This is a genomic window from Pseudomonas sp. HMSC063H08, assembly GCF_001813645.1.
Lineage (GTDB): Bacteria > Pseudomonadota > Gammaproteobacteria > Pseudomonadales > Pseudomonadaceae > Pseudomonas > Pseudomonas aeruginosa.
Genome location: NZ_KV813620.1, coordinates 14,973 through 36,979 on the forward strand (window position 1 = coordinate 14,973; position 22,007 = coordinate 36,979).

The window sequence follows — 22,007 nt, forward strand, 5'->3', positions numbered from 1 at the left end:
CAGTTATCCGACGACGTTGCCGAGTTGGAAGATCGGCAGGTACATGGCGATGATCAGGCCACCGACCAGGACCCCGAGGACCGCCATGATCATCGGTTCCATCAGGGCGGTCAGGTTGTCCACGGCATTATCCACTTCCTGCTCGTAGAAGCCAGCGACCTTGGCCAGCATGTCGTCCAGCGCGCCCGATTCCTCGCCGATGGCGGTCATCTGGATGGCCATGCTGGGGAAGATGTTGGTGGTGCGCATGGAGAAGTTCAGCTGCATGCCGGTGGACACGTCCTGCTTGATCTTGCCCACCGCGTCCCTGAACACCACGTTGCCGGTGGCGCCGGAAACCGAGTCGAGGGCTTCCACCAATGGCACGCCGGCGGCGAAGGTGGTCGACAGCGTCCGCGCGTAGCGTGCCACGGCGGATTTGTAGAGGATGGCGCCGACGATCGGCAGCTTCAGTACCGTGCGGTCGGTGGCGTCGCGGAACTTCTCCGAACGCTTGTAGGCGTGGTTCAGCAAGAAGCCGGCGCCGCCCATCATCAGCAGTACCAGGAGCCACCATTCCTGGAGCACGTTGGAAATGTTGATGACCATCATGGTGAAGGCTGGCAGTTCGGCGCCGAAGCCCTCGAACACCGACTGGAACTGCGGCACCACCTTGATCAGTAGGATCGCCGAAACGATGATGGCGACGACGATCACTGCGATCGGGTAGGTCATGGCCTTCTTGATCTTGGCCTTCAGCGCCTCGGTCTTTTCCTTGTAGGTGGCGACCCGGTCGAGCAGGGTTTCCAGGGCGCCGGATTGTTCGCCGGCGTCCACCAGGTTGCAGTAGAGCGAGTCGAAGTACTGCGGCTTCTTGCGCAGCGAGTTGGCCAGGCTGTTGCCGCCGGCGACTTCCTGCTTGATCTCCTCCACCAGCTTGCGCATGTTCGGATTGTCGAAGCCTTCGCTGATGATGTCGAACGACTGCAGCAGTGGCACGCCGGCGGCCATCATGGTGGACATCTGGCGGGTGAACAGGGCGATGTCCATAGGCTTGATCTTCTTCCCCGCCCCCAGCAGGGAAATGCCTTTCTTGCGGACCTTGACCGGCGTGATGCCCTGCTTGCGCAGTTGCGCCTTGACCAGGGTCGGGTTCTGGCTGGACAGCTCGCCCTTGACCTTGGTGCCTTTCTTGTCAGTGCCTTCCCATACGAAGACACTGGTCTTTAACGCTTTGTCCGCCATGGGTTAATCCTTGGTCACGCGGTTGACTTCCTCCAGGCTGGTGATTCCCTGCATGGCTTTCAGCAGGCCTGAGGTGCGCAGATCGTTGAAGCCTTCTTTGCGGGCTTGCTCGGCGATCTCGATGGAGTTGCCTTCTTCCATGATAATCCGCTGCAGGGCGGGGGTGTTTTTAACCACTTCATAAATACCGACGCGACCTTTGTAACCGCCTTTGCAGTTTTCGCAGCCTACAGGCGAATACAGCTTGAAGGTGCCGATCTTGTCTTCCGGGAAGCCCTCGTGAAGCAGGGTTTCCTTCGGCACGTCGTGTTCTTTCTTGCAGTGCGAACAGAGTTTTCGCGCAAGGCGCTGGGCGATGATCAGGTTCACCGAGGTCGCCAGGTTGAATGCCGGCACGCCCATGTTCAGCAGGCGGGTCAGGGTCTCGGCGGCGCTGTTGGTGTGCAGGGTGGACATCACCATATGCCCGGTCTGCGCCGCCTTGATGGCGATCTCGGCAGTCTCCAGATCGCGGATCTCGCCGACCATGATCACGTCCGGGTCCTGGCGCAGGAAGGCGCGCAGCGCCTGGGAGAAGTCCATGCCCTGGCGCGGATTGACGTTGACCTGGTTGATGCCTTCCAGGTTGATCTCCACCGGGTCTTCGGCGGTGGAAATGTTGATGTCGGTGGTATTCAGGATGTTCAGGCCGGTGTACAGCGAAACCGTCTTGCCCGAGCCGGTGGGGCCGGTGACCAGAATCATGCCCTGTGGCTGTTTGAGCGCGGCCAGATAAAGTTCCTTCTGATCCTCTTCGTAGCCGAGGGCGTCGATGCCCATCTGCGCGCTGGAGGAGTCGAGGATCCGCATCACGATCTTCTCGCCCCACAGGGTCGGCAGGGTGTTGACGCGGAAGTCGATGGACTTGTTCTTTGACACGCGCATCTTGATCCGCCCGTCCTGCGGCTTGCGCCGTTCGGAGATATCCAGGCCGGCCATTACCTTGAGTCGCGCGGAAATGCGGCTGGCCAGCTGGATCGGCGGCTTGGCTACCTCGTGGAGCATGCCGTCGGTACGGAAGCGCACCCGGTAGGTCTTTTCGTAGGGTTCGAAGTGCAGGTCGGAAGAGCCGCCGCGGATGGCGTCGAGCAGCATCTTGTTGACGAAGCGCACCACCGGGGCATCTTCGGCGTCGTCGCCGGAATCTTCCTGGCTGGCGCTTTCTGCCTTGCCCACATCGACCCCGTCGAGATCGATATCGCCGAGGTCGCCGAGAGCGTCCATGGCGCCCTCGTAGAGCTTCTCGATGGCTACGCCGAGCTTGTCGTCCTCCACCAGCAGGGCTTCGGTGGTGAGACCGGTGCTGAACTGGATATCGGTGACCGCTTGGTGATTGGTCGGGTCGGAGAGGCCGATGAACAGTTTGTTGCCGCGCTTCCACAGCGGCAACACGCGGTGCTGGCGGACCAGGCGCTCGCTGATGGCATCCTTCGGAATGCTTTCCCGATCCAGGCTGTTCAGGTCGCAATAGGCGATGCCGAACTGCTCGGCGGCCACCTCGACCAACGCCCGGCTCTGCACCAGCTTGGCCTGGACCAGGTGGCTGACCAGCGACTGCTTGTTGCGCGCGGCCTGCACCTGGGCCTGGCGGGCGGTCTTTTCGTCGAGGAGTTCGTTCAGGACCAGTTGCTTGGCAAGGCCGCTGAGAGGCGTGGAATCGTTCATTGGGGAACATCTGAAGAAGGCTTGGAGCGAGACTTATAACGCAGATGCCTGGGGCTGCCAAACCGGTGATTCCAAGATGTCAAAAAGTGTCACATATTGCCAGCGGAGGGGAGTTGTTCAGTGATGAAACGCCTGCGAAAGTTGCGAAGAGAGGGCTTTGAAAGGTTGGCATGCAAACTGCTTTATTGGGGGAAGGCGTTTGGCCTATACATACAATATGGAGATACTCATGAAAGCACAGAAGGGTTTTACTCTGATTGAACTGATGATCGTAGTTGCGATCATTGGTATTCTGGCTGCAATCGCAATTCCCCAATATCAGAACTATGTTTCTCGCTCTCAGGTCTCCAGGGTTATGGCAGAGGCTGGCTCCTTGAAGACTGCAGTTGAGGCCTGCCTCCAGGATGGTCGTACTGCTGTGGGTACTGCTGCTGGTCAATGCGACCCGGGTGCGACGGGTTCCAGTTTGTTGACTGGTGCTTCTCAGACTTCTCAAACCCTGCCAACCAATACCGGTGTTCCGCAGGTTCTGGATCCTCTGACTACTCAAACCACTATCATTGCGACTTTTGGTAACGGTGCATCCGCAGCTATTTCTGGCCAGACTCTGACCTGGACTCGTGATGTTAATGGTGGCTGGAGCTGTGCTACTACCGTAGATGCTAAATTCCGTCCTAATGGCTGTACTGACTGATTACTATATGATTTTTTGATCGATGACTTGGCATCTAGCGGTGATTGCATTATCGTATTCGCCGCTATAATGTCAGCCGGATTAGCTCAGTCGGTAGAGCAGCTCATTCGTAATGAGAAGGTCGGGGGTTCGATTCCTCTATCCGGCACCAGTCGCATAAAAAGCCCCGCTTCGGCGGGGCTTTTTTTCGCCTGCGATTCGTTCAGAGGGTGAGGCGCATGGACAGGTCGACGGCCCTGACGTCCTTGGTCAGGGTGCCGATGGAGATGTAGTCGACGCCGGTCTCGGCGATGTTGCGCAGGGTGCTCTCGTTGATTCCGCCGGAAGCTTCCAGCTTGGCACGGCCGGCAGTGAGGGCGACGGCGGTGCGCATGTCGTCCAGGCTGAGTTCGTCGAGCATGACGATATCGGCACCGGCCTCCAGCGCCTGGCGCAGTTCATCGAGGTTCTCCACTTCCACTTCCACCGGCTTGCCGGGTGCTATGCGCCGGGCCTCGGCGATTGCCCGGTCGATACCGCCGCAGGCGGCGATGTGGTTTTCCTTGATCAGGAAGGCATCGTAGAGGCCGATGCGATGGTTGTGGCAACCGCCGCAGGTGACCGCGTACTTCTGCGCGAGGCGCAGGCCGGGCAGGGTCTTGCGGGTGTCGAGCAGCTTCACCGTGGTGCCTGCGACCAGGTCGGCGTAGTGCTGGCTGCGGGTGGCGGTACCGGAAAGCAGCTGGAGGAAGTTCAGCGCGCTGCGCTCGCCGGTGAGCAGGGCGCGGGCCGGACCTTTTAGCTGGAACAGCATCTGGTTCGGCTCGACTCGCTGGCCGTCCTCCACCTGCCAGGTCACCAGCACTCGGGGATCGACCTGGCGGAAGACCTCGTCGACCCAGGCGCGGCCCGCGATCGTCGCGTGCTCGCGGGTAATCACCCGGGCCTCGGCCTCGCGCTGTGGATCGATCAACTGAGCGGTAAGGTCGCCGCCGCCGACGTCTTCCGCCAGGGCGGTGCGGACGTTGGCCTGGATTTCGCCTTGGAGGTCGGCAAGGGTGAGGTTAGGCATGGCGGGCTCCTGTACGAGATCGGGCGATTATACGGAGCGCGGCGGACGGCGTCTGTGCCTACCTGGGCGCCGGTCGGGACGGCCGCCATTCATCGGCCTTCGCTTGTGTGAAGAGAGTCATGTCTATAGGAAAACCCTCTATCTAGATTTGAAAGTATCTCTATAATGAATGTAGATACTTGTTTTTGACGCCTGGAAATTGACGTTACGGACGACGCCAATCGATCCTCTGTGCCCGATTTTTGCCATTCCATGCGCGGCCGCGAGGGTGGCAGGAGAGTCCCGATGCAGAACGATGCCAATGTGGTGCACCTGACCAGGGTCGCTTCCGAGCCGTCGCCGAACGCCGGAGCGGGGCGCCTGCCGGTCATCCTCGTGCAGGTGCGCGACAAGGCGGCGCTGCAGCTGAAACAGGCGTTGCAGGCGTTGTTCGACAACGCCGACGACACCCTCTTCGAAATGGCCGACCGAGCCACCAGCAACCTCGAACAGAACGCTTTCTTCGAAGCCATGCGCGACCTGCGCCTCAAGCGCAAGAGTATCGAGCGGGTCTACCTGCAGAAGGTCTTCGAGGAGTTCTCGGCGCTCAACCAGGTACAGTCCGGCAAATCCGTGCCGACCCTGGATACCGTGTCCTTCGATAGCCTCAGCCTGGTACAGAACGAGGAACTGGAGGAGTCCGTCGCGGTGGACGCGATGGTGGCGCGGGTGATGAGCCGCGATGCCTCCGCGCTGGCCCACCTGAGCACCCGCCTGAACACCCTGGTCGGCCGGAAGGTCGACGAGAAGAGCAATCCCCTCGCTCCGCGTCCGCTGACCTCGGCTTTCCTCGATGCCTGCCAGGGGCTCGGCGTCGAGATCAAGGTCAAGCTGATCATTCTCAAGCTGTTCGAGAAGTACGTCCTGGCCCATTGCGACCAGTTGTACGCCGAGGCCAACCAGATCCTGGTCGCTGCGGGCGTGCTGCCGGAACTCAAATCCGCGCTGCCGCGGCGTCAGCCCGCTGTCCGTCCCGAAGCGGTGCGCGATGCCGGGACCCTGCAGGCACAGGCTGCGCTGCTCGACGGCGGTCAGCAGGAAGTCTTCGGCGCGCTGCAGGAACTGCTGGCGCAGGTCCGCGACAATCCTTCCTTCTACCGTCGCGAAACGCCTGAGAATGCCGCGCCGATTTCCAGCAACGACCTGATGCGCCTGCTTTCCCACCTGCAACAGCACTTGCCGGGCCCTGGCGCCGCGGAGTTCGACGTCCGCGACGGGGTCGACCAACTGCTCCAGCGGGTCAGCCACAAGAGCGGCCGTTCTCGGGTGGTCGGCCAGGTGGACGATGACGTCATCAACCTGGTGTCGATGCTGTTCGAGTTCATTCTCGACGACCGCACCCTGCCTGATTCGCTGAAGGCCCTGATCGGTCGGATGCAGATCCCGATGCTCAAGGTGGCCCTGCTCGACAAGACCTTCTTCAGCCGCGGTAGCCATCCGGCGCGTCGCCTGCTCAACGAGATCGCATCCGCGTCGCTGGGCTGGGCCGAACACAATGATGCCCGGCGCGACAGCCTGTACCAGAAGATCGAACAGGTCGTGATGCGGCTGTTGAACGACTTCGTCGACGACCCGGCGATCTTCGCCGAGTTGCTGGAGGACTTCATTGCCTTCACCGGCGACGAGCGCCGCCGCAGCGAGCTCCTCGAGCAACGCACCCGCGACGCCGAGGAAGGCCGCGCCAAGGCCGAACTGGCTCGTCAGGACGTGGAGCAGGTGCTGAACCAGCGACTGCTCGGCAAGGTCCTGCCGGAGGTGGTGGTGCGCCTGCTGCGGGATGCCTGGAGCAAGGTGATGCTGCTGATCTGCCTCAAGCATGGCAAGGCTTCGGCCGAGTGGCGGGAGGCCCTGGATACCATGGACGAGCTGATCTGGAGCGTCGGCCCGCATGATGATCCGCTGTCCCGCCAACAGTTGCTGGAGCGCGTGCCAGGCCTGCTCAAGGCGCTGCGCGAGGGATTGGCCAGCGCAGCCTTCGATCCGTTTTCCACCGGAGAATTCTTCAGCCAGCTGGAAACCCTGCATGTCCAGGGCCTGCAGCGCGACAAGCGCGGCGAGGCGGCGGTCGCGGACAGCCCGCTGCTCGACGAAGCGACCCCGGGCACGGCCGCGGAAAAGCCCCGGGCGCCGGTCATGCTGCGGGTGGTCGAGGAAATTGTCCTGACCTCGCCGGACGCCGCCCCGGCGCCTGTCGAGAGCGAAGTGCGCCTGCCGGACAACGACGAGGCACTGCTGCGGGTCGATGCGCTGCGTGTCGGCAGTTGGGTGGAAATCCAGGAGGACGCCGAGCACAAGCTGCGCTGCAAGCTGGCGGCAGTGATCCGGCCCACCGGTCGCTACATCTTCGTCAATCGCACCGGGATGAAGGTCCTGGAAAAGACCCGCATGGGCCTGGCGGTGGAGTTTCGCCGGCAGGCGGTACGCCTGCTGGACGATGCCTTGCTGTTCGACCGGGCCCTGGAGTCGGTGATCGGCAACCTGCGGCGCCTCAAGGGCGCCTAGCCGCTTCTCGAGGACCCGGCGGATGCCGGGTCTTTTCGTTCTTGCGGGTAATACCTTTCCTCGACGCATGTCGAAGCGGCCGATCCAGAGCCCGCCTGATCGTCATTCCGGCGCCGCTGGATTAGAGTGGGGGCTCGTTCAGGAGCCCGTATGCATTTCGATTCCGTTACCGGCTGGGTCCGTGGCGTCCGCCACTGCCCTTCACCGAATTTCAACCTGCGTCCGCAAGGGGACGCGGTGTCGCTGCTGGTCATCCACAATATCAGCCTGCCGCCGGGACAGTTCGGCACCGGCAAGGTCCAGGCGTTCTTCCAGAATCGTCTGGACCCGAACGAACATCCCTATTTCGAGGAGATCCGCCACCTGACGGTTTCCGCGCATTTCCTCATCGAACGCGACGGCGCCATCACCCAGTTCGTCTCCTGTCACGACCGCGCCTGGCATGCCGGGGTTTCCTGCTTCGACGGTCGCGAGGCGTGCAACGACTTCTCCCTTGGCATCGAACTGGAGGGGACCGACACGGAACCGTACACGGACGCGCAGTACACTGCCCTGGCCGGGCTGACGCGGCTGTTGCGCGCGGCCTTCCCGGGGATCACCCCGGAACGCATCCAGGGCCACTGCGATATCGCCCCGGAGCGCAAGACCGATCCCGGCGAGGCTTTCGACTGGTCGCGCTACCGCGCCGGATTGACCGATTCCAAGGAGGAAACATGACGTTCCTGGTGTTGCTGCTGGCCCTTGCGCTGGAGAAGTTCTCCGGCTGGCGCCGGCGTATCCAGCGCGATGGCGCCTGGCTCGCCTGGCTGAGCCTGGTCGAGGACCTGCCCTCGGTGTCCCGCCGCTCCTGGCTGGGGCTGCTGCTCGCGGTGGTCCTGCCGTTGCTGCCGCTGGCCCTGCTGCTGACATTGCTGCAGCCGCTGGCCTATGGCTGGTTGAGCCTTCCGCTGCATCTTCTGGTGGTGGTCTACAGTCTCGGCCGCGGCGACGTCATGGCCGACCTCGGGCCGTTCCGCGACGCCTGGCGGCGCGAGGAGGCCCAGGCTGCCTTCCATGTCGCCGAACGCGATCTGGGGATCCTGGGCGGCAGCGAGAGCGAACTGATCGGCCGGGTGCACAGCCATTTGCTCTGGCAGGGCTACCAGAGCTTCTTCGCGGTGATCTTCTGGTATGCCTTGCTCGGCCCGGTGGCGGCCCTGGCCTATCGCCTGCTGGCACTGGCGCTGGAGCACGCCCGCCAGCCGGCGTTGCGCGAACAGGCGGCGCGCGTCCGGCATATCCTCGACTGGTTGCCGGTGCGTGCGCTGGTGCTGAGCTTCGCCCTGGTCGGCAACTTCCTCGCGGTTATCCGCGTGCTGCTGCACTGGCTGCTGGCCTGGGACATCTCGGCGGCCGCGCTGCTGGGCAAGGCCGGACGGGTCGCCAGCGATGTCGAAGCGGTCGAACTGGGTGCCGCCGGCGTCGCCAGCCTGGATGCGCTCTGGCAATTGCTGGTGCGTGCGGCCGTGCTCTGGTACGCCGTGTTCGCCTTCTGCGCGCTGTTCCTCTGAGCGCAGCGACGGGGAATCCGCCTGCGATTCCCCGTTAACCTTAAGTTACAGAACACCAGGCCGATATCGGGTACACAGGTGAACGTGTCCGCATGATTTCGAAAGGCCATTACCGAGCGGACTCCGTGCGTCAATGTCGCCACGCGGCGGCATCTCTCAGAACGATAAGAACAATCAGGAGACGTCTGGGTGAAGACCGTACTCTATCCCGCTATCGCGCTGATGAACCGGCTCAGCTTCGGCATGAAGTTCGGCCTGATCAGCGTGCTGTTCTTCCTGCCGCTGCTGATCACCAGCTTCTATCTGGTGCGCGATGCCTATCGCCAGTTCAGCGACACCCGGATCGAACTGCAGAGCTTGACGCTGCTGGGTAGCGGACTTCAGATCCGGCGTGGCCTGGAGTCCCTCAACGATCTGTTGCAGATCAATGCGGTCATCGGCCAGTCCGGCAAGGCCGGCGATCTGGAAGCGCGCATCGCGGACGTCCAGAAGGGGTTGCGCGGGCGGCTCGAGGCGCTGGCGCCGCTCAGCGAGGATGGTGCGGCGGTAGCCGAATTCGAGGCCCAGCGCGACCGGTTGCTCAACGGCTTGCAGGCCGTGGAGGCCGAAGGGTCCTTGCAGGGCAAGGGCGCACGGGCGGAGAAGCTGCTCGGTAGCGCACAGGTATTCATCAAGTTGCTTATCGCCCAGGCCGGGCTCAGCCAGGACAGCCAGCGCCAGGTGCGCCAGCTCAGCGAGCTGGTCGGTTCGATAACGCCGGAGGTGACGGCGGCCATCAGCAAGGGGCGCGCCATCGGCGCCTACTCCCTGGGCCAGGGTTTCCTCAATTCGTCCTCCAGCGCGCGGCTCGACGAACTGCTGCTGGAGTTCGAGAAACTGCATGGCGAGTACGGCCTGAAGCTGCAGGAGTCCCTGGCCGGCAGCCCACCGGCGCTCGAGGAGGCCGCCCAGGCCAGTCGCGAGACCCTGAAGAGCCTGGGGCAGTTGTTCGAGGACCGGGTGATCGTGGCCGAGACGCTGGATACCCCGTGGACGCAGTTCTACGATCAGGTCAGCGCGGCGATGGACAAGACCTACCAGCTCGACGACGCCGTTCTCGGCTATCTCGATACCCAGTTGCAAAAGCGCCTGCAACAGGTGCGCACGCAGATGCTGTTGCTAGTCGCCGCGCTGGCCGTGGTTTTCGCCGCGATCCTATACCTCTACGGCGGTTTCTACGTTTCCACCCGCGCCACCCTGAAGGATCTCGGGCGAATGATGGAGCGCGTCGCCGGCGGCGACATGACGGTCAGCTTCCAGGCCCGCAGCCGTGACGAGCTGGGCGAGCTGGGACAATCGTTCAACGAATCGGTGGCGAAGATCCACGACCTGATCGAGCGGGTCAGCCAGACCGTCGGCGAGGTCGAGCGGCAGACCCTGCGCGTCGAGTCGGTGTCGGCCGAAAGCAACCAGGCGGTAGCCGGGCAACGCAGCCAGATCGAGCAGGTGGCCACGGCGATGAACCAGATGGCCGCTACCGCCCAGGAAGTGGCGCGCAGCGCGGCGATGGCGGTGAGCAGCGCGAACAGCGTGAACCAGGAAACCCTCAGCGGGCGCAGCCTGGTCGAGTCGCAGGTGGGTAGCATCCAGCGCCTGGCCGGCGAGATCGACCAGTCGGTGGCGGCGATCAATCGCCTGGCCAGCGACAGCGCCTCGATCAGCCAGGTGCTGGATGTGATCAAGGGCATCGCCGAACAGACCAACCTGCTGGCGCTCAATGCGGCGATCGAGGCCGCTCGTGCCGGGGAGCAGGGGCGCGGTTTCGCGGTGGTGGCCGACGAGGTGCGCACGCTGGCCAAGCGCACCCAGCAATCCACCGCCGAGATCGAACAGATGATCCTGCGCCTGCAGGGCGGCGTCGATGCGGCGGTGAAGGCGATGGGCAGCAGCCACCATACCGCCGATGACACGGTCAACGAGTCGGCGCAGGTGCAGCAGGCACTGGAGAATATCCTCGGCGCGGTGGGCATGATCGTCGACCAGAACCAGCAGATCGCCGCCGCCGCCGAGCAACAGACCGCCGTGGCCCACGATATCGACCAGAACATCGTCGAGATCAACCAGGCCGGCGAGCGCACCGCGGAAGGCGCCAGCCAGACCGAACGGGCCAGCCGTGAACTGGGCGCCCAGGTGACCCAGCTGAAACGCCTGATCGGTGCGTTCCGGGTGTAGGCGCAAGGCCTGCGCGGGACGTTTTTCGTCCATCCGATTGAACGCTGGGCGGACGGGGACATCCCACTGTCATGCACATGGGGTAAAGGCTGAGCAGGTCAATCCGGCGGTGCGACAGGCGGAGGCGAAATCGCGGCATTTTTTTATTGATCTCGCGTCCCCTTGGTCCTAAAGTTCGCGCCCGAACGTCCATGCTGGAAACGATCCATCCGGCTCAAGTACTGACGACGAGAGATCGCCTTGTGGCAAGGCGACGTCCGCTGCTCAAGCGGCCAGGTTGTCGCGCGGGACATGCGCGCGACCTACCAGGATGAACAGGCGGTGGCTGCCGGCAGGCAGGTGATACTCGGCGACATGCCTTGGGAAGTAGGCGAACCAAAGTGGGGAAACGGATTAGACGTTCAGCTTCACCCCTACGAATCCATGTGTTTTGCCATTGGGAGTCCCAACCATGTCCATCAAGGTCGAGGATTATTTCGCCCCTGAAACCTTCCAGCGCATGAAGGCCTTCGCCGACAAGCAGGAAACCCCCTTCGTGGTCATCGACAAGCAGACCATCGCCGATGCCTACGACCAACTGACCGACTGCTTCCCCTTCGCCAGGATCTACTACGCGGTGAAGGCCAATCCCGCTACCGAAATCACCGAGCTGCTGCGCGACAAGGGTTCGAACTTCGATATCGCCTCGATCTACGAACTGGACAAGGTGATGAAGACCGGCGTCGGTCCGGAGCGCATCAGCTACGGCAACACCATCAAGAAATCCAAGGACATCCGCTACTTCTACGAGAAGGGCGTGCGCCTGTTCGCCACCGACTCCGAAGCCGACCTGCGCAACATCGCCAAGGCCGCTCCCGGCGCCAAGGTCTACGTGCGTATCCTCACCGAGGGCTCGACTACCGCAGACTGGCCGTTGTCGCGCAAGTTCGGCTGCCAGACCGACATGGCCATGGACCTGCTGATCCTGGCCCGCCAGTTGGGCCTGGAGCCCTACGGCATTTCCTTCCACGTCGGTTCGCAGCAGCGCGACATCTCGGTGTGGGACGCGGCGATCGCCAAGGTCAAGGTGATCTTCGAGCGCCTGAAGGAAGAAGACGGCATCGTCCTGAAGATGATCAACATGGGCGGCGGCTTCCCGGCCAACTACATCACCAAGACCAACGACCTGGAAACCTATGCGGAGGAGATCATCCGCTTCCTCAAGGAGGACTTCGGCGACGACCTGCCGGAAATCATCCTCGAGCCGGGCCGTTCGCTGATCGCCAATGCCGGCATCCTGGTCAGCGAAGTGGTGCTGGTCGCCCGCAAGTCGCGGACCGCCGTGGAGCGCTGGGTCTATGCCGACGTCGGCAAGTTCTCCGGACTGATCGAAACCATGGACGAGTCGATCAAGTTCCCGATCTGGACCGAGAAGCAGGGCGAGATGGAAGAGGTGGTGATCGCCGGCCCGACCTGCGACAGCGCCGACATCATGTACGAGCACTACAAGTATGGCCTGCCGCTGAACCTGGCGAGCGGCGACCGCCTTTACTGGCTGTCTACCGGCGCCTACACCACCAGCTACAGTGCGGTGGAGTTCAACGGCTTCCCGCCGCTGAAGGCGTTCTACCTCTAGCGCAGTCGCCTCTGTTACGAAGAGCCCCGCCTCGGCGGGGCTTTTTCATGTCGCTCTGGAAGCCTCGCGGCGCTCGTGCCAGCCTTGTTCGACAACCCATGACAAGGACGCCGACATGACAGGCAATGGTGTTTCCCTGGTGACCCTCGGGGTCGCCGATCTGGCCCGCTCCTCTCTCTACTACCAGGCGCTGGGCTGGCAGCCCTCTTCGGACGGCAACGAGCAGGTGGTATTTCTCAAGGGCCGCAACCTGGTCCTCGGCCTCTACGGACGCAGCGCCCTCGCCGAGGATGCGCAGGTGGAAGATCGTCCGACCGGCTTCGCGGCTATCACCCTGGCCTGCAACTGCGCCTCGCGGGACGAGGTGGACCGTCTGTTCTCCGCAGCTATGGCGGCCGGCGGGCAGGCGACCAAGATGCCGCAGGAAGTGTTCTGGGGGGGCTACTCCGGATATGTCGCCGACCCGGATGGACACCTTTGGGAAATTGCCTACAACCCGTTCTGGCCGTTCGACGAGCAGGGCAACCTGGTCTTGCCCTGAGGGCGCTACGGATGGAAAAACGCCCCGCTCGGCGGGGCGCATTCCTTGGCGGCGGTCAGCCTTCGTCCGGCTGACGGGACGGTGCGCGCGGCGTCGTTGGCGCGGGTCGTCCGGCCTGGGCTACCTGCTGCCCGGCGTCGGCCTTGTCCAGCGGCAGCTTGTCGAAGTCGCGCAAGCCATTGTGGGCATAGGGGTTGCCGATCCAGCGGACTTCATGCTCGAAGTCGTTGCTCACCAGGCTCTTGGTCGGATCGAAGAGGTCATAGTTGAGGCCGGCGAGGTCGGACCAGGTATGGATCAGGTCTTCGCTGCTGTAGCGTCGGTCGACCAGGGCCTGTAGGTCGCGCGGATGGGTCTGCTGCCAGCTGGGCGAAGTCCAGACCAGGAAGGGCACGGTGTACATGCCGCGGGTCGGGTCGCCTTCGTTGCGGCCGAGACGGTCGTGCGGGGCTTCGTCGAAGACTTCCTCGCCATGATCCGAGAGGTAGACCAGGAAGCCGTTCGGATCGCTGTTGGCGAAGCCCTTGATCAGGCTGGAGACCACGTAGTCGTTGTACAGCACGGCGTTGTCGTAGCTGTTGTAGACCTCCACCTGGTCATCGCTGAGAGCCGCCGGGGCGCCCTGGCGGTCGACGAAGCGAGCGTAGTCGGCGGGATAGCGGTACTTGTAGTTCATGTGGGTGCCGAGCAGATGGACCACGATGAACTTCTTCGGCGCCGGGTCGTCCAGCACCTTGGCGAAGGGCGCCAGCACCGCGCCGTCCAGCTGGCTGGCGTTCTGGCTGCGCTGGTTGTTCAGATAGAACTGCGCATCGGTCTGCTGGGCGAAGGTCGTCAGCATGGTGTTGCGCTTGGTCATGGTCTGCTGGTTGGTGATCCAGAAGGTCTTGTAGCCGGCCTGCTTCATCAGGTTCATCAGCGACGGATCGGTGAGGAAGCGGTCGGGATGCTCCTGGTCAGCGAACGTCAGCACCTGCTGCAGCACCTCGATGGTGTATGGCCGCGACGCCACCACGTTGTTGAATACCGTGAGGTTCCGGTTCGCGGCCTTCAGTGCGTCCAGCTGCGGGGTCGTTTCGCGTGGATAGCCGTAGAGGCTCATGTGCTTGCGCGACGTGGATTCGCCGATCACCAGGACCAGCGTGCGCGGCGTATCGCCATTGGCATCGACGAGGTTCTTCAGCGGCGGTAGGGCCGCGTTCTTTTGCAACAGCGCCTGCATGCTGCCCAGTTGCTGGCGGTATTGCTGGTAGCCGATCAGCAATTGCCAGGGCACCGCCGGTTCCATGCGCGCCTGGACCTTGTCCAGGGCTTCGTCGAAGGGCCGGCCCTGGCTGACCAGTTGCTTGTAGAACGGATAACCGATGGTCGCGACGATCAGCAGCACCGCCACCGGCAGGGCGCTGAAGCGCGGCAGGTAGACCGGGCGCAGGCGGCGCCAGAGGAGGATGGCGACCAGGCTGTAGAGCACCAGGCCGAGGGTCATCCAGGGGTTGAAGTACTGGCTGAAATATTCGCTGGCCTCGGCGGTGTTCGACTCGAACATCACGAAGATCACGCTTTGCGAGAATTCCTGGTGATAGATGCCGAAATAGCTCAGGCCGACCAGCGAGGCGGCCCACAGCACCAGCCCGATGACGGCGGCCAGCGGCTTGGTCCAGCGCGGGAACAGCAACACCGGCGCAAGCCAGATGGTGCTCAGCACCATGGCGTTGCGGAAACCGGAGAAACCGCTGTTGCCGGAGGTCAGCAGGAGCAGTTGGGTGATACCGGAGAAGAACCAGAAGAACAGGAACAGCCAGCCCAGGCCGGCCCAGTCGATGCGATTGCGCGTAACGCTTGGTGGAGTGGGGGACACGATAGCCTCGTACGATGGACCGGAGGCGCGATCGTCGTTCGCCTCGATGAAACGGCGAGGGTAGGGAAAGGCTTGTCAAAAAAGTGTTATGTGGGCGTGAACAAAGGGTCGTGCGTTGTTCGTCAGGCGGGCAGTCGTGCGTGCCCGTGACGTTCGAGCGCCTGTTCCAGGGCCTCTCGATCGGTGTCGTCGCCCAACTGCGCCGCGCGTCGGTAGTAGGCCAGCGCCAGGCTGCGGAACGGTGGGTGGGCCGACTGCTCCAGGCCATGGCGGGCGCTGCGCAGGAAGTTCAGGTTGCCGCCTTCGAGGGCACGCCGGAGCCAGGTTTCGGCTTCGGCATGGCGGCCCGAGGCGCTGAGCATCGCGGCGTGGCTGAACTGGCCGCGAAAATCGCCACCCTCGGCGGAGCGTCGATACCAGTGCGCAGCTTGCGCCAGGTCGCGAGCGACCACCAGGCCTTCTTCGTGGTAGCGCCCCACCAGGTTCATCGATTTCGCGTGGCCCTGCTCGGCCGCTTGCCGATACAGCGCATAGGCGCGCGGCTGGTCCTGGGGCACCCCGCGGCCGGTAGCGTGAAGATTGGCCAGGTTGTAGCGGGCCCAGTCGAGGCCGGCCTGGGCGGCGATCCGATAGTGGACCGCTGCCGCGGCTGGATCCGCCGGGCCGCCCCAGCCATGTTCCAGGCAGCGAGCGAGCATATTGCGCGCCATTGCGTGGCCGTGCCCGGCGGCGATCGCGAACCAGGTCCGCGCCAGGGTCGGGTCGCGCTGGATGCCTTGGCCGTCCAGAAGGATCTGTCCGAGCAGGGCCTGGGCTTCCGTCAGGCCCTCGCGCGCAGCGCCGAGGATGGCCTGGGCAACCTCGCCCGGGGTACCGGCCAGTTGTGCGGCGAAACCTTCGGCGTCCAGTGCGTCGTGACGGAGCAGCAGGTGGCGCATGTTCAGAGTTCCGACCAGCGCCGCAGGAGATTGTGGTAGGTGCCGGTTAGGCGGATCAGCGAGGGATGGTCGGGCACGTCGTGGGTGAGTCGCTGGATCGACTGGTCCATTTCGAATAGCAGGGTGCGCTGGCTGTCTTCGCGGACCAGGCTCTGGGTCCAGAAGAACGAGGCGTAGCGCGCGCCGCGGGTGACCGGATTGACCTTGTGCAGGCTGGTGCCGGGGTAGAGCACCAGATCGCCGGCGGGCAGCTTCACCTGTTGCAGGCCGTAGGTGTCCTGGATCACCAGTTCGCCGCCGTCATAGTCCTCCGGGTCGCTGAAGAAGAGGGTCGAGGACAGGTCGGTACGGACCCGCTCGCGGCCGCCATGGACGTCGCGCACGGCGTTGTCGATGTGGAAGTCGAACGAGCCCCCGCCGGTATAGCAGTTGAACAGCGGCGGGAAGACCTTGAGCGGCAGGGCGGCGGACATGAACAGGGGATGGTTCCACAGGCGCTGCAGCATGGCTTCGCCGATCTCCCGGGCCAGCGGGTGGTCCTGCGGCAGTTGCAGGTTGTGCTTGGCCTTGGCCGATTGGTAGCCGGCGGTCGCCTTGCCGTCGGCCCATTCCGCCTGCTCCAGGGCTGCGCGGATCCGGGAGACTTCCTCGGCGGTGAAGATGGCGGGAATATGCAGCAACATGGCGCTGTCCATGAAGGCGAAATGATTGCCAATGATATTGATTTGCATTGGACATGTAAAACCGCCAGAGGTTGTAGACGAGCGAGATGGGAAAAAATGTAATGAGAAAATTGTAAAGAATGTAAATTCCTGTCGAATGCGAATCCGTAATAATTGATAACAATTCTGATCTGCAATAAATTCCGCGACCTTCACAGCTCCCGGGGAGGGGTTTCGAATGTCGCGTCAGTCCACGGATACCGCCGTTTCTTCGCAACGTCTGCTGGCTTCTGCCATCGGTGTCGCCATCACCGCCATCGCCGCACCGCAGGCAGCCCACGCCGACGAGGCCGGGCAGAAAAAGACCGACAAGGACCGCGTACTGTCGCTGGATGCGGCCACCATCGTCGGCGAGCAGCAGGACGAAACCACCTATAACGTCGACCGCTCGGCGTCGAAGAAGTACACCGCGCTGCTGCTGGATACGCCGAAGACCGTCACCGTGATCCCGCAACAGGTGATCAAGGACACTGGCGCCCTGACCCTGGCCGACGCACTGCGCACCACCCCGGGTATCACCTTCGGCGCGGGCGAGGGCGGCAACCCCGCAGGCGACCGGCCATTCATCCGTGGCTTCAACGCCGAGAGCGATACGTTCCTCGACGGTATGCGCGACGTCGCCTCGCAAACCCGCGAGGTGTTCAACGTCGAGCAGATCGAGGTCAGCAAGGGCCCGGGCTCGGCCTACACCGGCGCCGGCTCCACCGGTGGCAGCCTGAACCTGATCAGCAAGACCGCCAAGCAGGACAACTTCACCGACGCCGGCTTCACCTGGGGCTCAGACCAGACCCGCCGCACTACTCTCGACGTGAACCGGATGATTGGCGACAACGCCGCCTTCCGCCTCAACCTGATGAAGCACGATGCCCACGTCGCAGGGCGCGACGAAGTCAGCGTCAGCCGCTGGGGCGTGGCTCCGACCGTTACCTTCGGCTTCGACACGCCGACCCGCGCCACCCTGTCCTATTACCATCTCAGCACCGATGACATGCCGGACTACGGCCTGCCGCTGACCAACGTCAACCGCAGCAAAGCCAATCCGAGCAAGCCGGCCTCGGTGGATCGCGATAACTTCTATGGCCTGAAGGACCGCGACTACCGCAAGAGCACCACCGACAGCGGCACCTTCCGCATCGAGCATGACCTGAACGACAACCTGACCCTGTCGAATAGCACCCGCCTGGTGCGCACGACGCTCGACTACATCGTCAGCAACCCCGACGACAGCCGTGGCAACGTTGCCAACGGCTACGTCTACCGTTCGGCGAAAAGCCGCAATTCGACCTCGAAGGGCTGGGTCAACCAGACCGACCTGAAGGCCAACTTCGAAACCGGCTTCATCAAGCACACCCTGGTGACCGGCCTGGAGTTCAGCTACGAGGACGTGCACAACCGTCCGTACGCCATTACTTCCGGTGGCGGCGCCGGCAACACCTGCAATGCACGATTGCTCGCTAGTGGCGACTGCACCAGCCTGAATCGCCCGACTCCGGGCGACAACTGGACCGGCAGCATCACCGACGGCCTGGCCTATACCGATACCGACACCAAGACCAGCGCGGCTTATGTGTTCGATACCCTGAAGCTAAGCGAACAATGGGAGCTGAATCTCGGCCTGCGCTACGACGACTTCGATACCAAGTCCAGCGGCTACCAGACGGCTGGCCGCAACGGTCCCGCCGGCTACTTCAAGCGCGAGAACAACAGCCACTTCTGGAACTACCAGACCGGTCTGGTCTACAAACCGGCGCCCAACGGCAGCATCTACCTGGCCTGGTCGACCTCGAGCAACCCCACCGGCGAGACCGGCGGCGAGGGCCAGGCGGACATCAGCGTAGGCAACAACGGGTTGGATCCGGAGCGTAACCGCAACCTCGAACTGGGTACCAAGTGGGCCTTCTTCGACGATGCTCTGTCGCTGAACGCCGCGCTTTTCCGCACCGACAAGACCAATGCCCGGGTCGCTTCGCCGGATGTTTCCACTCTTCAGGTACTGGACGGCGAGCAGCGGGTGCAGGGCGTCGAGCTGGGCTTCAATGGCAAGCTGACCGAGAAGTGGAAGGTCTTCGGCGGCTACACCTACCTCGACAGCGAAATCCGCAAGTCGACGGTGAAGAGCGACGAAGGCAACAAGATGCCGCAGACCGCGCAGAACAACTTCACTCTGTGGACCACCTACGATCTGTTGCAGAACTTCACTATCGGCGGTGGTACCACCTATGTGGACAAGCAGTACGGCAACACTGCGAACTCTACCTATATCCCGTCCTACTGGCGCTATGACGCCATGGCCAGCTACAAGGTGAGCAAGAACGTCGACCTGCAACTGAACGTGCAGAACCTGACCGACAAGCGCTACTTCGACCAGGTCTACAGCACGCACATGGCCCACGTCGCTCCGGGCCGCACGGCATTGCTCGGGGTGAACTTCCACTTCTGACTGCCGCTCTCGCTCCCCACGAAAGCCCCATTCCCCCTGCGGGATGGGGCTTTCCCGCATCCAGGTGGGTAAATAGAGCGTAAAGAACGTTAATTCGGCTTTATCGCAACTGATTATCAAATAGAATTGCCCGCCGACGTCCTCGTGTCGTCTGGCCGGCGCTTGGCGTCGGCGTAGTCCCGTTGTTGCCGCGCGGCGGCCGTGAAGGTGATCCTGTGAAGAAAGTCTGGTTCCAGTTGCATTGGTTCTTCGGCATCAGCGCCGGCCTGGTGCTGGCGCTGATGGGCGTCACCGGAGCGACCCTGTCGTTCCAGGACGAACTGATGCGCGCGCTCAACCCTGACGTGCTGGTGGTGCAGAAGCGCCCCGAGGGCGTGCTGCCGCTGGACGAACTGGTGCGCCGTATCGAAGGCGCCGAGCCGGGGCGGAAAGTGGCCTTCGTCTGGGTCGAGATGGACAGCGACAAGGCCGGGCGGATCTTCTACACCCCGCCGCCGGGACAGCGCCGCGGCGAGTCGCGCTGGATCGATCCCTACACCGGGGCTTTCGTCGGCGAGCCGCGCGGCGAGGGTTTCTTCAACCTGATGATGCAACTGCACCGGTTTCTCGCCATGGGCGAGTACGGCAAGCAGGTCACCGCCGCCTGCACCCTGATCCTGATCTTCTTCTGCCTGTCCGGTCTCTACCTGCGCTGGCCGCGCAAGGTCCTCGACTGGCGCGCCTGGCTGACCCTCGACTGGTCGCGCAAGGGCCGCAGTTTCAACTGGGACCTGCATGCCGTGGCCGGCACCTGGTGCCTGGCGCTCTACCTGCTGGCTGCGCTGACCGGCCTGTACTGGTCCTACGAGTGGTACCGCAACGGCCTGTTCAAACTGCTCGACGACGCGCCCGCCGGCCAGCAGGCGCAGCGCGGCAAGCCGGGCGGACGTGGCGAGCGCCCGGCCGATGCGGCTCCGCTGGTGGTCGACTACGCGGCGGTATGGAACAGCATCCGCCAGGCCGGCGGCGACCGCTTGCAGGCCTACAACCTGCGCCTGCCACCGGCGGGCGGCCAGCCGGCGACAGTGTTCTATCGCCTGACCGACGCGCCGCACGAGCGTGCCTTCAACACCCTGACCCTGGACCCGGCCAACGGCCAGGTGAAAAGCGACCAGCGCTATAGCGACCGTTCTTTCGGCAGCCAGTTGCTGGCCAGCGTCTATGCATTGCACGTAGGCAGCTATTTCGGCATGGCCGGACGCATCCTGATGATGCTCGCCAGCCTGGCGATGCCGCTGTTCTTCATCACCGGCTGGCTGCTCTACCTCGACCGCCGGCGCAAGAAACGCGCGGTACGGGCGAGCCGCGCCGACCTAGGCGGCAGCGCCGGCGCCAGCGGCGAGCCCTGGTTGATCGGCTACGCCAGCCAGAGCGGTTTTGCCGAGCAACTGGCCTGGCAGAGCGCCGGCCAGTTGCAGGCGGCCGGATTGCCGGTGCGGGTCGAATCGCTGGCGCGCCTGGATGCCGGGCAACTCGCCGAGGCGCGCAAGGCGCTGTTCGTGGTCAGCACCTTCGGCGACGGTGAGGCGCCGGACAGCGCCCGCGGCTTCGAACGCAAGGTGCTTGGCCAGGCCGCCAGCCTCGATGGCCTGAGCTACGCCCTGCTGGCCTTGGGAGATCGCCAGTACGAGCAGTTCTGCGGCTTCGCCCGACGCATGCAGGGCTGGTTGCAGGGGCAGGGCGCGCGGAGCCTGTTCGCCCCGGTGGAGGTCGATGATGGCGACGCCGCGGCCCTGCGCCAATGGCAGGAAAGCCTGGCCGAGGTGACCGGCGGTGCCGCCCCGGCGGCCTGGGAAGCGCCGGCCTTCGAGGTCTGGTCGCTGGCGCGGCGGGAGTGCCTGAACCCTGGCAGCCAGGGCGAGTCGACCTGGCTGCTGGACCTGCGTGCGCCGGCCGACAGCGCCATCCAATGGCGCGCCGGCGATCTGCTGGAGATCGTTCCGCACCAGGCGCCCGCGCGCATCCGCGAATGGCTGCAGCGGCATCACCTGGACGGCCAGGCGCGGGTGGCGGTCGAGGGCGTCGAGCAGAGCCTGGAGCAGGCCCTGGCCGGGCGCCTGCTGCCGGATTCTTTCGAACACCTGGTCGGCTTGCACCCGCAGGCGCTGCTGGATGCGCTGATTCCGCTTTCCGTGCGCCAGTACTCCATCGCGTCGCTGCAGAGCGATGGCGACCTGCAACTGATCGTACGCCAGGAGCAGCATGCCGACGGCAGCCTGGGCATCTGCTCCGGCTGGCTCACCGAGTACCTGCCGCTCGGCGCCGCGCTGACCCTGCGCCTGCGCCGCAACGCGGGTTTCCACCTGCCGGAGGATGACGTGCCGCTGATCCTCATCGGCAACGGCACCGGACTCGCCGGCCTGCGCAGCCTGTTGCGCGCCAGCATTGCCGCCGGGCGCAAGCGCAACTGGCTGCTGTTCGGCGAACGCAATTTCGCCCACGACTACTACTGTCGTGCGGAGCTGGAGCAAGCCCTGGCCAGGGGCGAGCTGCAACGCCTGGACCTGGCCTTCTCCCGCGACCAGGCGGAGAAGATCTATGTCCAGGACCGCCTGCATGAAGCGGCGGATGAACTGCGGCGCTGGATCGACGAGGGCGCGGCCTTGTACGTCTGCGGCAGCCTGCAGGGCATGGCCGGTGGTGTCGACCGGGTGCTGCGCGAAGTGCTCGGTGAGGAGGCCTTGCAACGCCTGGCCGACGAACGACGTTACCGGCGCGACGTGTACTGAACGGATGAATGAAAAAGGCTCCCAAGGGAGCCTTTTCGTTGCCAGCTACTGGGACTGCCGGGCTTTCCGTGGCGTAGGGCGAATAACCGCAGAGCGGTTATCCGCCATTTCGGCGAGATATCGGCGGATGACGCCGTTGGCGTCATGCGC

The 22,007-nt window shown here is 63.7% G+C and carries 15 protein-coding genes, 1 tRNA gene and 1 pseudogene; 11 read left to right on the plus strand and 6 right to left on the minus strand.

Going from position 1 to position 22,007, the window contains the following annotated elements; genetic code table 11:
* Window positions 1–3: 3 nt before the first annotated feature.
* Together HMPREF2924_RS30630 and pilB are read right to left on the minus strand one after the other, a co-directional pair.
* Complete coding sequence (locus HMPREF2924_RS30630; RefSeq protein WP_003094649.1) at window positions 4–1,224, minus strand: type II secretion system F family protein; 1,221 nt, start codon at window positions 1,222–1,224, stop codon at window positions 4–6.
* A gap of 3 nt (window positions 1,225–1,227) precedes the next feature.
* Window positions 1,228–2,928 (minus strand): type IV-A pilus assembly ATPase PilB, encoded by a 1,701-nt coding sequence (pilB, locus tag HMPREF2924_RS30635; protein ID WP_003094647.1) that lies wholly within the window; start codon window positions 2,926–2,928, stop codon window positions 1,228–1,230.
* A 229-nt stretch (window positions 2,929–3,157) separates the two neighbouring features.
* Between pilB and HMPREF2924_RS35195 the strand changes: the two genes are divergently transcribed.
* Together HMPREF2924_RS35195 and HMPREF2924_RS30640 are read left to right on the plus strand one after the other, a co-directional pair.
* Window positions 3,158–3,622, plus strand: coding sequence for a pilin (locus HMPREF2924_RS35195; RefSeq protein WP_031630343.1), 465 nt, complete (start codon window positions 3,158–3,160; stop codon window positions 3,620–3,622).
* 75 nt (window positions 3,623–3,697) lie between these two features.
* Window positions 3,698–3,773 (plus strand) — tRNA-Thr (locus HMPREF2924_RS30640).
* Between the two features lie 51 nt (window positions 3,774–3,824).
* On the opposite strand, the gene nadC is transcribed toward HMPREF2924_RS30640, so the two are convergent.
* The gene (gene nadC / locus HMPREF2924_RS30645; RefSeq protein ID WP_003125200.1) at window positions 3,825–4,673 is read right to left on the minus strand and encodes a carboxylating nicotinate-nucleotide diphosphorylase; all 849 of its coding nucleotides are present in this window, start codon (window positions 4,671–4,673) and stop codon (window positions 3,825–3,827) included.
* A 285-nt stretch (window positions 4,674–4,958) separates the two neighbouring features.
* Between nadC and HMPREF2924_RS30650 the strand changes: the two genes are divergently transcribed.
* From HMPREF2924_RS30650 to HMPREF2924_RS30675, 7 genes and pseudogenes are all read left to right on the plus strand, one after another.
* Window positions 4,959–7,214, plus strand: coding sequence for a DUF1631 domain-containing protein (locus tag HMPREF2924_RS30650; RefSeq protein ID WP_003134886.1), 2,256 nt, complete (start codon window positions 4,959–4,961; stop codon window positions 7,212–7,214).
* Between the two features lie 150 nt (window positions 7,215–7,364).
* Complete coding sequence (ampD, locus tag HMPREF2924_RS30655) at window positions 7,365–7,931, plus strand: 1,6-anhydro-N-acetylmuramyl-L-alanine amidase AmpD (protein WP_003112844.1); 567 nt, start codon at window positions 7,365–7,367, stop codon at window positions 7,929–7,931.
* Window positions 7,928–8,764 (plus strand): regulatory signaling modulator protein AmpE, encoded by an 837-nt coding sequence (ampE, locus tag HMPREF2924_RS30660; RefSeq protein ID WP_003134884.1) that lies wholly within the window; start codon window positions 7,928–7,930, stop codon window positions 8,762–8,764. Before ampD ends, ampE begins: the two co-directional genes overlap by 4 nt.
* 1,149 nt (window positions 8,765–9,913) lie before the next feature.
* A pseudogene (locus HMPREF2924_RS37130) lies at window positions 9,914–10,117 on the plus strand (HAMP domain-containing protein); the annotation flags it as partial.
* A gap of 153 nt (window positions 10,118–10,270) precedes the next feature.
* Window positions 10,271–10,975: a methyl-accepting chemotaxis protein gene (locus tag HMPREF2924_RS37135; protein WP_371052261.1), complete on the plus strand. Its 705-nt coding sequence runs from the start codon at window positions 10,271–10,273 to the stop codon at window positions 10,973–10,975.
* A 451-nt stretch (window positions 10,976–11,426) separates the two neighbouring features.
* Window positions 11,427–12,590: a type III PLP-dependent enzyme gene (locus HMPREF2924_RS30670; protein ID WP_003094617.1), complete on the plus strand. Its 1,164-nt coding sequence runs from the start codon at window positions 11,427–11,429 to the stop codon at window positions 12,588–12,590.
* Between the two features lie 115 nt (window positions 12,591–12,705).
* A complete protein-coding gene (locus tag HMPREF2924_RS30675; protein WP_003134881.1) occupies window positions 12,706–13,131 on the plus strand; it encodes a VOC family protein in 426 nt (141 codons plus the stop codon).
* A 55-nt stretch (window positions 13,132–13,186) separates the two neighbouring features.
* On the opposite strand, the gene HMPREF2924_RS30680 is transcribed toward HMPREF2924_RS30675, so the two are convergent.
* From HMPREF2924_RS30680 to HMPREF2924_RS30690, 3 genes are all read right to left on the minus strand, one after another.
* Window positions 13,187–14,989 carry a phosphoethanolamine transferase CptA gene (locus HMPREF2924_RS30680; protein WP_003134880.1) on the minus strand — a complete coding sequence of 601 codons (1,803 nt, stop codon included), beginning with the start codon at window positions 14,987–14,989 and terminating at the stop codon, window positions 13,187–13,189.
* A gap of 122 nt (window positions 14,990–15,111) precedes the next feature.
* The gene (locus HMPREF2924_RS30685; protein ID WP_003110339.1) at window positions 15,112–15,927 is read right to left on the minus strand and encodes a tetratricopeptide repeat protein; all 816 of its coding nucleotides are present in this window, start codon (window positions 15,925–15,927) and stop codon (window positions 15,112–15,114) included.
* A gap of 2 nt (window positions 15,928–15,929) precedes the next feature.
* The gene (locus HMPREF2924_RS30690) at window positions 15,930–16,610 is read right to left on the minus strand and encodes a Fe2+-dependent dioxygenase (protein WP_003110338.1); all 681 of its coding nucleotides are present in this window, start codon (window positions 16,608–16,610) and stop codon (window positions 15,930–15,932) included.
* 217 nt (window positions 16,611–16,827) lie between these two features.
* Here HMPREF2924_RS30690 and piuA point away from each other — a divergent pair, with 217 nt between their 5' ends.
* Together piuA and HMPREF2924_RS30700 are read left to right on the plus strand one after the other, a co-directional pair.
* Window positions 16,828–19,089 carry a TonB-dependent siderophore receptor PiuA gene (gene piuA / locus HMPREF2924_RS30695; RefSeq protein WP_003134879.1) on the plus strand — a complete coding sequence of 754 codons (2,262 nt, stop codon included), beginning with the start codon at window positions 16,828–16,830 and terminating at the stop codon, window positions 19,087–19,089.
* 215 nt (window positions 19,090–19,304) lie between these two features.
* Entirely contained in the window at window positions 19,305–21,857 is a 2,553-nt protein-coding gene (locus HMPREF2924_RS30700) for a PepSY domain-containing protein (RefSeq protein ID WP_023094995.1), read from the plus strand.
* The last annotated feature ends 150 nt before the right edge of the window (window positions 21,858–22,007 follow it).